We start from the raw sequence: 12,228 nt of genomic DNA on the forward strand, positions 1-12,228 counted from the left end.
GCCATCCCCTCCTATTCGCTTTACAGTTTCGTCATTCAATCCGCCGATTCCTGTAAAATAAAAAAGGTGACCCGTTTAGAACGGGCCACCTTGAAACACTTACTTCTTGAAGTTTGTGTTTTTGATCCAGTCTTCAAGTTTGTCTTTGAGGACTGTGAATCCTGGAGCTTCTTCTTGCTTGAAGTTTGAAGATGCTTCGTTGCGGCGTGGCGCACGACGAGCTGGCTTCGCAGACTTCTCGCGTTTTGGAGCTTCTTGAGTCGCTTTCATTGAAAGCTTGATTTTTTTAGAAGCTTCGTCCACTTCAAGGATTTTCACTTCAACTTCTTGACCAACTTGAACGTAATCGTTTACGTCTTTTACGTAGTCGTGTGAGATTTCTGAAATGTGTACAAGACCTTGAGTCTCATCGTCGAGTGCTACGAAAGCACCGAAAGGTTGGATTCCTGTTACTTTACCTGTTAATACTTGATCTTTTTCGTATTTTGCCATTACAAACAACTCCTATGCTAAATTCATCAACTTACTATAACATACTTTTTTCGATAAAGTGTAGAATTTAGCAAAAAAGATTATTTTTGACGTGTTGGTATGTTTTAAAGTCGAAGTGCGGGGTAAATACAAATCAAGCAAGACTTCAAGTATTCCCCCCTGATTCCGCTAGGCGACTCGCCTAGCCTTTTTTTGTTCAAAATGTCGTAAACGGCTTCTGATGACGAATCGGATAGATCGTTTCTCCAGCCATGTCGTTCAAAATGACCGCATTTCGATAGACTGCCATCCCGAGATTCGTCGCAGCCGGACCATGTGAATGCTCTATATTCGTGTGCGTAAACAACTTTCCGCCTAGCGACTCGCTCATGATCACCTCATACGTGTCACGGACTGCCCATTCTCCCTCTACTTCCCATACAACCGGGAGCTGATCTATCCAAGATGGGATCACCGGGCGATACCCCGTCGCCACGACAACGAGATCGTACTCTCTTTCAATCACTTCTCCCGTATACCGTTGGGTCCCTTTCAAACGATGTGTTAACCAATCATAAGAAATCGATTCCACTTCAACCTGTGTCATCATATCAGCCTTCGTCGCTTCCGCTTCTGCCGTCCGATGATACAAGGTCTCATAGATCGAGGTCATCGTCTCAGGATTGACACCATGACGGAAACGCTCGAATGACCCGAGTAGCTCTTGCCGAGCGTCGTACGGTAGCTTATGAAAATAATCGACATAATCCACACTAAAAATTTCATCCCCAAGCTTGCCTGCTTCGAGTGACTCAAATTGTTCGGAGCGTGTGATCCAGTCGACGCGTTGTTCATCCGTCGCTTCACGCAACAAGTCCAGAAAGACTTCCGCCGCACTCTGTCCGCTCCCCACGACCGCGACACGATATCGGTCTTTGAGGACGTCCCGGTACGTCAAATAATCGCTCGTATGAATGACTTGTTCAAACCCGTCCGGCACGAATGGCGCCGCCCCTGTCCCTAGGACGAGATGTCTTGTATGAACTTGTGTCGATCGACCATCTGATTCGACGGTCACGAGGAAGCCCTCTTCTTCCACTACAACGTCAGACACATAATGATTGAAACGAATCGTCGACAGTTGATCTACAACCCATCGCAAGTAACGATTGTATTCCGTTCGAGGAATCTTATCTTGTTCTTGCGTGATAAATGTTTGGAGTCGACCCGTATCACTCAAATAGTTCAGAAAACTCGCCGAATGGGTCGGGTCCGCCAACGTGACGAGATCTTGTAAATAATGCGTTTGCATCGTCATCCCTTCAATCAACATGCCTTCATGCCACATCATCTCCGCGCGTTGCTCAAAGCAAATCCCATGCAGTTCAGTTTTTTCCGCAAGGGCCATGAGACCAAGATTATACGGACCACACCCGATTGCAACAAAGTCAAATCGTTTCATCATCTTCACCTCGCCCGTCTTTTCCCTTTCGTTATATCGCTAAAACGCCAAAGAACTCTCACGAATGAGAGTCCTTGGCTACTGTGACTTCAAATTGTTTCATGAAACGTTGAATCCGGAGAATCGCTTCTTGTAGTTGTTCGAGCGAAGTCGCATAACTCGCCCGGACGAATCCTTCCCCGCTCTCACCGAAGGCATTTCCAGGAACAACGGCGACACGTTCTTCGATGAGAAGACGTTCTGCAAATTCCTCACTCGTCAATCCAGTATGTCGAATCGAAGGAAAAGCATAAAATGCTCCACCTGGCACGTGCGTCGGTAATCCCGCCTCGTTCAGCGCTTGAATGAAATAGTTCCGACGTTGACGATAACTTTTCACCATGCTCGGCACGTGCTGCTCACGAGTCCGAAGTGCCTCGAGTCCACCGAATTGAACGAGCGTAGGTGCACACATCATGCCATATTGATGGACCTTCAACATCTCTCGCGTCACAACTTCGGGCGCGCATGTGAAGCCAAGACGCCATCCTGTCATTGCGAACGCTTTTGAGAAACCATTCACAACAATCGTCCGGTCTCGCATGTCGTGGAGCGTCGCGAAGCTGACGAATGGGTCGTCATAACAAAGTTCCGCATAAATCTCATCGCTGACGACCCAAAGGTCATACTTTGTCGCGAGTTCTGCGATTTGCGCGAGTTCGTCGCCATTCATCGTAGCGCCCGTTGGATTAGACGGGAAGCAGAGCAAGATCGCTTTCGTTCGTTCTGTGATGGCTTGCTCGACGTCATCTCGATCGAGTCGAAACCCTTTCTCTGGACGACACGCGACAGGCACGACGGTTCCACCTGCCAACTCGATGAGTGGACCATATGAAACGAATGCCGGTTCGACCACGATGACCTCGTCCCCTGGATTTAGAAGGGCACGGAATGCGATATCGAGCGCCTGCGATGCCCCTGTCGTGACAATCAATTCAGACGTCGGATCGTACTCGACTAAAAAGCGTTCTTTCATATAAGTTGCAATCTCTTCACGCAACTCGATGAGACCGGCGTTAGCACTATAGGCCGTATATCCTTCTTCGAGTGCGGCATAGCTCGCTTCTCGCACGTTCCACGGTGTGATGAAATCCGGTTCTCCCACCCCGAGAGAGACCACGTTATCCATCGTCTGTGCTAAGTCGAAGAAACGGCGAATGCCCGATGGCTTCATCGAGACGACTTGATTTGATAAAGACTTCATGGCGTGATGTTCAACCGCTTATCTTCAGTTTGTGGGGTGAACAAGATCCCGTCATGTTTGTACGTCTTCAATTTGAAGTGAGTTGTCGTCGACAAAACCGAATCAAGCGGCGAAAGCTTGTCTGAGACAAATGAGGCAACATCTTGAAGTGAGTTTGCCCGGATGACGACTTGAAGGTCATAAGCACCCGACATCAAATAAAGCGCTGTCACCTCTGGGAAGCGATAAATACGCTCGGCCACGTCGTCAAATCCGCGCCCTCGTTTCGGAGTCACTTTAACGTCAATGAAGGCAGTGACATCGTGGCGATTGATTTTTTGCCAATTGACCATGGCACGAAATCCAAGGAGAATCCCGTCTTGCTTGAACTTCTCGAGCATCGACTCAATCGTCTCTTCATCGAGTGCCAACAAGTCAGCCAACATCTTCGTCTCGAGATACCCCTTTTCTTCTAACAATTCTAACAACTCAAGTTCTTTTGATGAATACATACTTATTCTCCTTCCGTTCGACCAGGTAGCACGCCTGTGAACGTTCTCTCTGTCTGTCTCACGTATGAACGTCGTTCCTCCTGAACGATATGGAAATTCTTCATCTCCATGTCTGTCAGACCGTGCTTTTGACAAAAACAATCAAAATAACGACGTCTCGTTTCATCCTGTATTGCTGATAGGTTGTCGGTCCCGTTGAACGCGTACAGTACCGTCGCACGCGCCGGGTGTGACACGGTGAATGCATCCATTACCCTTAACAAGAAATCCCAATCCCAGTAGTTATAGACGTCTTCGTCGAATAGACCAATCGTGTCATGAATCGATTTGCGATACATCGTACCCGAAGGAATAAACGTCGAGTCCTGACGCATCCGCTCTCGATCGAACGCGTAAGCGAACGGTTCCCAGTCCGTCACAACACGACGGCCCCCTCTCCATTCGAAGCGGAACAGCTCAGCGTCCGAATAGACGAGGTCAGCCTGTTGAAGGTCGCGTAGCCCTGCCTCTAGATGTGTCGGCATGAGCAAATCGTCATCGTCTAGTAACAAGATGACATCGCCTCTCGCTTCGAGAACACCACGATTACGGGCACGAACATGATGGTTTTCACCCACTTCGATGACACGTGCATCCAATTGATTCAAAAAAGGCGCCAAAAGGTGTTGTTTTGGCGGCCCTTCATTATTCATGACCAAGACCTCAAACTGCTGAAATGTTTGGACCGTTAGACTTTCAAGCAGTTCCGTCAGTTCCGTCTCGCGTTTATAAGCCGGAATGACAATCGAGACAATCGGTTTCATCCGCGATATGCCGTCTCAACGAGTGGAAGAATTGCTTCCCAGCTCACACCGTTCTCCTTTGATACGGTCACAAAGTCACCATAAGCAAAGACACTCTCCACGCCTTCGATTTCAACTAACTTGGCGAGAAGCGGTTGATCTGTCGCTTCGCCCGCCTTCACACTTTGACTCTTGGCGCCAAACACGTTCTCTGGAAGTGTCACTTTCATCGCATTCGGATTCGGTGTTGGATCAATTCGTAACATTATTGGTTCCTCCTTATAGTTGGCAAGATGACGATACGAGGAGTCGCTGCGCCATCTCGAAAATCTCTGTTTCTGGTGGACACGCATCGAACGCTTCAAGAAGCGTTCGGCGAATCACTTCGGTCAATTGTTCGGGAGAATCGACATAGGTTAATGCCATCATGACTTCATCAAACTCAGGTCCGTATGAACCTGCCCCATAACCGAGTGGGTCCCATGTTAATAATAAGTCTTCTGTACGCACTTGTTAAACCCTTCTTTTCGCTGAAATTCCATGTCCTACTTCACCAATCTACCTTACTTTTTACTCGGATACCAGCCTTGACAAATGGATTCATATTTCTTGATTCATCAGAACACTATATCTAGTATGAAATGAATATGCAGGTATTTTGATAAGTAACGTCAAATACAATCCATTCCACCTCAAACAAACGGATGAAATGTTTCATCAAGAGTGATGAAATCGAATTCATCAATTTGTGAAAAAACAAGCAAAGACAATACATATTTTTTTTCATCTCAGTTCTCTGTCTCAAATTGGGTCATGAAGCCCTTTTGGAGCAAAAGCAAAAAGGTGACGGGCACATTCCAGAATGTCAAGGATTGAAAAACTAAATATAGGTGTTTTATGATTAAAAAGATAAAAAAGTGTCAATATATAGTTAACGGGTATTTTGATCGTTAACACGATATTGTGACAGGTAAGGAAGTTCTTATTATCCTTTTATAACGTCTACACCATCTAAAGGAGTGATCTATTTTGACATCCCCTATCCACCACGAGACGATGCTACCAGCGGCTCCAACGCTTTCTGACGTCTCTTCTCTTATTCAATCTATCCAGACACGGTATCCTCACTTAAGCGTAGAGCGCTATGAAGAACGGGCTATTCGGGCGCTCGAGACAAAAACGCTAACACAAGATGTAGTATATGACTTATTGACGATGCATGCCCTCGATATGTTGAAAGCCGAAGAACCGGACTGGACGTTCGTGGCAACGGAAATGTACTTGAACCGCCTCTATCTTGAAGCGGCACGCAACCGCGGTTACGAAGCATCTATGCGTTATGGTAACTTCTATCAACTGGTCGAGACGTTAACATCAAAACGAATTTTCACGTCAGCGCTTCTCGATACGTATTCAAAAGAAGACATGGACCATCTCGAAACATTGATCGACCCATCCCGTGACCGTCTCTTCACATATATCGGACTCCGCACGTTGTCGGACCGCTATCTTGGGCGCGATCATGTGAAGAACCTTTATGAGCTTCCACAGGAGCGCTTCATGGTCATCGCGATGACGCTCATGCAAAAAGAAAATGAGACGACTCGATTGAAGCTCGTCGAAGAAGCTTATTGGGCTTTATCAAACCTTTATATGACGGTCGCGACACCAACGTTGTCAAACGCCGGTAAATCATATGGACAGCTCAGCTCTTGTTTCATTGATACAGTTGATGACTCCCTCCGTGGCATTTATGATTCGAACACCGATGTGGCGACGCTCTCAAAAGGTGGCGGTGGAATCGGTGTCTACCTCGGGAAAATTCGTTCACGTGGTAGTGACATCAAAGGATTCAAAGGTGTCTCAAGTGGTGCCCTTCCTTGGATGAAGCAATTGAACAACACGGCCGTCTCTGTGGACCAACTCGGTATGCGTCAAGGCTCAATTGCCGTCTATTTAGACATTTGGCATAAGGACATCTTCGAATTCCTAGACGCGAAATTGAACAACGGGGATGAGCGCCTCCGGACACACGACTTGTTCACAGGCGTTTGCTTACCGGACCTCTTCATGCGTACGGTCGAGGCACGCGGCGACTGGCACTTGTTCGATCCACACGAGATTCGTACCGTGATGGGATATAGCCTTGAAGACTATTTTGACGAATCAGAGAACGGTGGAAGCTTCACAGAGAAATATATGGAATGTGTCAACACGCCAGAATTATCTCGTGTGACAGTTCCAGCCATCGACCTTGTAAAACGTTACATGCGCTCACAACTTGAAACAGGTACACCATATATGTTCTTCCGAGACGCAGTGAACCGCGCAAACCCAAACAAACATGCCGGGATGATCTACAGTTCAAACCTCTGTTCTGAAATTGCGCAAAACATGTCGGCAACGACAATCGAAGAAGAATACACACAAGACGGAAAAATCGTCATCACAAAGACTCCTGGTGATTTCGTCGTCTGTAACTTGAGTTCAATCGCACTTGCTCGTGCCGTGAAAGCCGATGTGCTCGAACGACTCATCCCGATTCAAATGCGTATGCTCGATAACGTCATCGATTTGAATACGATCGAAGTTCCACAGGCGATGATCACGAACCAGAAGTATCGTGCAGTCGGTCTAGGAACGTTCGGTTGGCATCACTTGCTCGCACTAGAAGGAATCCGTTGGGAATCGGTCGATGCCGTTCAATATGCAGAGAAACTCTATGAAAAAATCGCGTATCTCACAATCCAAGCATCGATGGAACTCGCCAAAGAAAAAGGAGCATTCGGCGTCTTCGAAGGTTCAGAATGGCATACAGGCGAATACTTCAAGCGCCGGAACTATCGTTCACACGACGACCTCGATTGGGACGGTCTCGCAGCAGAAGTACATCAAAACGGCGTCCGTAACGCCTATATGATGGCCGTTGCACCAAACTCATCGACGGCGATTATCGCTGGTAGTACCGCATCGATTGACCCGATCTACAAAAAGGTCTACTCAGAAGAGAAGAAAAACTATAAGATTCCAGTCACGGTTCCCGACTTGACGCCGGACACGAACTGGTTCTATAAATCAGCATTTGAAATTGATCAATTATGGAGCATCCGTCAAAACGCGGCTCGCCAGCGCCACATCGACCAAGCAATCAGCTTCAACTTATACGTGAAGAACGATGTAAAAGCGACAGAGCTTCTTGCGATGCACCTCGAGGCATGGTCTCTTGGCATGAAGTCGATTTACTACACTCGTTCGACGACTGTCGAAGTCGACGAATGTGAGTCGTGTGCTTCGTAAACCGTCGTCATAATCATTATGTATATTTTATAGAAAGGTGGTCCACCCTATGAACATCGCAATCATCTGTCATTCGATGAGTGGAAACACAGAAGAAGTGGCATCGCTCATCGAATCGACACATCATCGCCGTGGCGATACGGTCGTCCGCTATGATGCCGATCGCGTCGGATATCGCGAAGCTCAATCACTCGCTTCGTTCGACCTCGTCTATTTCGGCTCTTACACGTGGGCAGACGGAATCTTACCAGACGAAATGAAAGATACGTTCCGCCTCGTGTTAAAGGAACTCCAAGTGCCGATTCGACAAGCTGCGGTATTCGGAACCGGTGACAAGATGTTTGTACATTTCTGTCGCGCTGTTGACGAGATGGCGTACCACCTTTCAAAATACGGAATCCCACTTGCCGGGGAACTGCTTAAAATCGAGCAGTCCCCACGTAACCAACCGTTCAACGTCCAACATTGGGCAGAGCGGATGGCTCACCATGTAGAAGAAGGAGTTATGCATCATGTCGATTCAGAAAATCAAATTATTGTCGCCCAAACATCCTAACCGGGCAACCGCCATCATTGGCGGGGAAACGAGTTCGATCGTCAATTGGAACGATATCGCGTATCCTCAGTTCTATACCATTTACAAACAGTTATTATCGAACTTTTGGATTCCTGATGAGATCTCAATGTCTAAGGATATGCAACAATGGCCGCAATTGACTGAACGTGAACAGGATGCATTCAAACGGATCATCGGACTGCTCTCGATTCTCGACTCGGTCCAGACACGATACATCCTCGAGTCTTCTATGTTCTCATCTGACTCGTCTGTACACGCCGTTCTCGCGGTCATCGCACAACAAGAGGTCGTGCACAATCAATCATACAGCTATGTCCTATCAAGTCTCGTGCCACTCGCTGAACAAAATCGAATCTTTGACATCGCCAAAGACGATGAAATGGTCATGAAGCGCAATCAATTCATCTTGGACTTATATGAAGCGTTCCGCGAGACTCCGAACGCTGAAAACTTTGCGAAATCGCTCGTTGCATCCGTCATTCTAGAAGGCATCAACTTCTATTCAGGATTCGCTTATTTCTACAATCTCGCCCGCCACCAAAAGATGGTCGGTACATCAACGATGATCAGTTATATCCAACGTGATGAGATGCAACATTCTTACTTCATCAGCCAGCTCTTACGTGCCGTGCTGACAGAAAATCCGAAGATTGATGAAAACGGAAAGTTCAGTCAGTTCGTATACGACACGATGGCAGAAGCGGTCGATCTCGAGATCGAGTGGTGTGAATACGTTCTCCGTGACCTCGATGGACTCGACGTCAGTGAAATGCGAGACTACGTCAAATACTTGGCGAATAAACGCCTCCGCGTCATCGGTCTGAATGACTTGTATGAAGGATTTGACGAAGATGTCATGCCTTGGATCCGTGCATACTCAGATGACTCGCTCAATGCGACAAAATCTGATTTCTTCGAACAAAAGTCACGTTCTTATGCGAAAGTGACAGACGCGAACGGATTTGATGATCTATAAAATTGAACCGAACCGATTTAATCGGTTCGGTTTTTTGTACATCAAAAAAACCCAGACATGATTGTCTGGGTTAATTCAAATCAATAATAAGTCTGAACATATTTGGCAATTCCTTCAGCCACACCTTCCGCCATTTGCTGACGAGACGTGTTACTTCGAAGGTAAGTCAAATCTGTTGGTGATGAGATAAATCCTAATTCGACGAGTGCAGATGGCATTGTATTATACGTAATAACGTAATAATTAGCTGTTTTCACCCCTCGGTTCGACATTCCACTCATTTTACCCGCCAAGTTGCTTTGAATGTTTGAAGCAAGGACACGACTTCGAGCGCTGTGCGCAGACTGAGAAGAATAGAACGTTTCTACCCCTTTCGCAGATGATGAACCGGCTGCGTTGACGTGCATACTTACAAACAAATCACCACGTAACGACTTCGCTGCAGCAACTCGCTGATCTAGAGTCAAATAGACATCAGTTGAACGAGTGAGACGTACATTGTAATCATATTTTGAGCGAAGATAAGCTTCTACACGTTTCGTTACATCGAGTACAATCGTTTTCTCATAGAGAGATCCATTAACTGCTCCTGGGTCTTTTCCACCGTGTCCTGGATCAAGGACGATGACTGTTCCAGTCGATGTGCTCGGCTTAGATGTCATCACGAATGCTGAAGAAATGAAAGCATCTTGTCCATTGAACTTGATTTTATGGAAACCATTGATTGTCCCATAATGTGAAACAGCTGTTCCGTGATTGAGTTGACCAACCACATTCGAATCAAGACTCGCTTTCGAACGAACGTTCAATACATCACCTGGTGTGTTGATGTATACCGTACCTTTTGGTGCAGCTTCCGGCGCTGCCGGGGCTTTCCCTTTCGTCAACCACGAACTCGCTGTGTAGTAGACTTTCGAGCCGATATGAACAGTCGACCAACTCGAATTGTACGCTTTGTATGAAACAGCCGTGTATTTCGGAAGAACCATGAGGACTTCCGAACTCTGATGGGTTTTCCCAAACAAGTTTACTGTACGGTTTGCATACCCTTGCGTGAGTCCATCATCCGGTTTCGTTGTCGTCGGAGGCTCCGTTGGCGTTTTCGACGTAGAGATCCAAGCCGTCGGTGTGTAATAAGTTTCACTTCCGAGATATACAATCGACCAGCTCGAGTTGTATTTGCTCGAGAGGACAGCCGTGTTCACGGGGAGTACCTTCTTCACCGCCGAACGTTGATTCCGCTCAGCGAAGAGTTTCATCTCCCGGTTTGCATATCCGTCTTTTTTCTCTACACCACTGTCCAATGTGCCTGCTGTGATGCCCCAAGTCGGCGTATAATACGTCTCGTTCCCGATATAGACAATCGACCAACTTGAATTATATTTACTCGAGACGACAGCCGTATGTTTCGGAAGAACTTTCTGCACTTTCGAACGTTGGTTGCGTTCAGCGAACAACTTCAACTCACGGTTCGCGTAGCCGTTTGTCCGCTCCACATTCGACTCTGTCAGTTTCGGTGCGATGTAAGCTTTTGCGGCATAGTACGTCTTGCCATTTAGGTAGACTTTTGCCCAAGAAGAATTATGAACGGCATACTTCACTTCCGTCCCTTTCTTCAACGTAGCGACAATCTTCGCCGATCGATGAGACGTGACTCGTACGTTTAAGTTCGCAGTTGTCACACCAGTAGACGTTGCCGCCTGCGTCGTTAGCGAACTTGAAGTGGATGAAAGTTTCCGAATGTACTGGGCCGAGGCATAGTATGTACGATTGTTTACATACACTTTGTGCCAGGACTGATTATACGTTCCATACTTTACTTTCGTGCTTTTTGGTAATGTTTTCACTACCTTCCCACTCAGACTAGGGGATGTACGAATGTTCAAATTGACAGTCGTCTCTCCATCGTAAGTAGCAGCTTCAGCAGACGGAAGTTGCATACCAAACAAGAGGACCGTTAAGATGAGGGCAACTTTCAATAGTTTCATTTTCATCCAAAATATTCCTTTCTCATTGCGGCATTTCCTACTAACAACAATTTCATATTAGCATAATGCTTTTTTAAAAAAAGTAAATATTTGAAAAAAAGATGAATGTTTTTGATAAAAAGGTAAATGTTTTTATTTGACCGGTCGGATGATCAGAAACGTCTCCGCACCGTAACGTTCGATGGCGACAGTAAAACCTTCTTTAATCGAAGGATTCTCTGTAACAATCAATCCATCTCGTTTCTGTTGAATTACAAATCCGTCCAATCCTTCAATCGTTGCAATGCGACAAAAACGCTCGATATGTTGTTCTCGTTCTATATATCGGTCGAATCGCTCAAACGATTTAACTGGGACTCCACCCCAATAGCGACCTGGCTGATGTGATAAATAAGTACGCACCGATGTCTCCGTAATCGGATCCGGCGTATGATCAAATCGTCCAAAGTCCCGGGCCGACTTCTCTTCGATGAGGGCAAAGAGTGAATCGAACAGATTGAGATGGTAAGACTCTCCAAGAGACAAAACGGCACGTTGCAATTGCTCGATATGATGCTGTAGTGATTGACCTTTACGGTTCGGTTTTAACTTCTTATCGCCTTCATAAGCGTTCAAAATCCGCGCCACTTCCCCTGCCTCTTCAACAATTTGAAAATACAGCTTCTCTTTCGATTCTCCTCCCTCCGCCTCTGGTTGTTGCAATGCAATCGCATACTGGTTTGCCAGACACGTGGAGATCACTAGGACATCAAGCAACTCCTCTTTCAACTCATCCTGAGCCTCTCTCCTTAACGCGCCTCCTACTTCTCCTACTTCTTCTAACAATCGTGCTAACCCCGATAAAGGTTTCCAATAGCCACCTAAATGAAGAATCATCGTATCGATTTTTTGTTGAACTTCTCTCACGCTCATTCACCTATCTTTCTGCTTTATTTACCGCT

The 12,228-nt window shown here is 46.5% G+C and carries 12 protein-coding genes; 3 read left to right on the forward strand and 9 right to left on the reverse strand.

Annotated features, from left to right (window positions below; all coding sequences use genetic code 11):
- Positions 1-99 precede the first annotated feature (99 nt).
- From yugI to Q9R25_RS06380, 7 genes are all read right to left on the reverse strand, one after another.
- A complete protein-coding gene (gene yugI / locus Q9R25_RS06350) occupies positions 100-492 on the reverse strand; it encodes a S1 domain-containing post-transcriptional regulator GSP13 (RefSeq protein WP_074033496.1) in 393 nt (130 codons plus the stop codon).
- A gap of 196 nt (positions 493-688) precedes the next feature.
- Complete coding sequence (locus Q9R25_RS06355) at positions 689-1,933, reverse strand: lysine N(6)-hydroxylase/L-ornithine N(5)-oxygenase family protein (protein ID WP_311282925.1); 1,245 nt, start codon at positions 1,931-1,933, stop codon at positions 689-691.
- 58 nt (positions 1,934-1,991) lie between these two features.
- The gene (locus tag Q9R25_RS06360; protein ID WP_159562577.1) at positions 1,992-3,176 is read right to left on the reverse strand and encodes an aminotransferase; all 1,185 of its coding nucleotides are present in this window, start codon (positions 3,174-3,176) and stop codon (positions 1,992-1,994) included.
- Positions 3,173-3,667 (reverse strand): Lrp/AsnC family transcriptional regulator, encoded by a 495-nt coding sequence (locus Q9R25_RS06365; RefSeq protein WP_012726802.1) that lies wholly within the window; start codon positions 3,665-3,667, stop codon positions 3,173-3,175. The genes Q9R25_RS06360 and Q9R25_RS06365 overlap by 4 nt, the downstream gene beginning before the upstream one ends.
- Before the next feature lie 2 nt (positions 3,668-3,669).
- On the reverse strand, positions 3,670-4,470 hold the full coding sequence (locus Q9R25_RS06370; protein WP_269317818.1) for a glycosyltransferase family 2 protein: 801 nt from the start codon (positions 4,468-4,470) through the stop codon (positions 3,670-3,672).
- Positions 4,467-4,715, reverse strand: a complete 249-nt coding sequence (locus tag Q9R25_RS06375; RefSeq protein ID WP_074036416.1) for a NifU N-terminal domain-containing protein — start codon at positions 4,713-4,715, stop codon at positions 4,467-4,469. Before Q9R25_RS06375 ends, Q9R25_RS06370 begins: the two co-directional genes overlap by 4 nt.
- A gap of 13 nt (positions 4,716-4,728) precedes the next feature.
- Complete coding sequence (locus Q9R25_RS06380; protein WP_074036415.1) at positions 4,729-4,959, reverse strand: DUF1871 family protein; 231 nt, start codon at positions 4,957-4,959, stop codon at positions 4,729-4,731.
- A 531-nt stretch (positions 4,960-5,490) separates the two neighbouring features.
- Here Q9R25_RS06380 and Q9R25_RS06385 point away from each other — a divergent pair.
- From Q9R25_RS06385 to Q9R25_RS06395, 3 genes are read left to right on the forward strand one after another with little or no spacing between them, the layout of a single operon-like run.
- Complete coding sequence (locus tag Q9R25_RS06385) at positions 5,491-7,746, forward strand: ribonucleoside-diphosphate reductase subunit alpha (RefSeq protein ID WP_396136456.1); 2,256 nt, start codon at positions 5,491-5,493, stop codon at positions 7,744-7,746.
- A 49-nt stretch (positions 7,747-7,795) separates the two neighbouring features.
- Positions 7,796-8,302, forward strand: a complete 507-nt coding sequence (locus Q9R25_RS06390) for a flavodoxin domain-containing protein (protein ID WP_074036413.1) — start codon at positions 7,796-7,798, stop codon at positions 8,300-8,302.
- A complete protein-coding gene (locus Q9R25_RS06395) occupies positions 8,259-9,299 on the forward strand; it encodes a ribonucleotide-diphosphate reductase subunit beta (RefSeq protein ID WP_074036411.1) in 1,041 nt (346 codons plus the stop codon). The genes Q9R25_RS06390 and Q9R25_RS06395 overlap by 44 nt, the downstream gene beginning before the upstream one ends.
- An 80-nt stretch (positions 9,300-9,379) precedes the next feature.
- Here the strand turns inward: Q9R25_RS06395 and Q9R25_RS06400 are convergent, their stop codons facing one another.
- Complete coding sequence (locus Q9R25_RS06400) at positions 9,380-11,293, reverse strand: N-acetylmuramoyl-L-alanine amidase family protein (RefSeq protein ID WP_311282927.1); 1,914 nt, start codon at positions 11,291-11,293, stop codon at positions 9,380-9,382.
- 126 nt (positions 11,294-11,419) lie between these two features.
- Positions 11,420-12,199: a MazG nucleotide pyrophosphohydrolase domain-containing protein gene (locus Q9R25_RS06405; RefSeq protein WP_215243790.1), complete on the reverse strand. Its 780-nt coding sequence runs from the start codon at positions 12,197-12,199 to the stop codon at positions 11,420-11,422.
- Between the last annotated feature and the right edge of the window lie 29 nt (positions 12,200-12,228).

The sequence above is a fragment of the Exiguobacterium sp. BG5(2022) genome (assembly GCF_031844365.1).
Taxonomy (GTDB): Bacteria; Bacillota; Bacilli; order Exiguobacteriales; family Exiguobacteriaceae; genus Exiguobacterium; species Exiguobacterium profundum.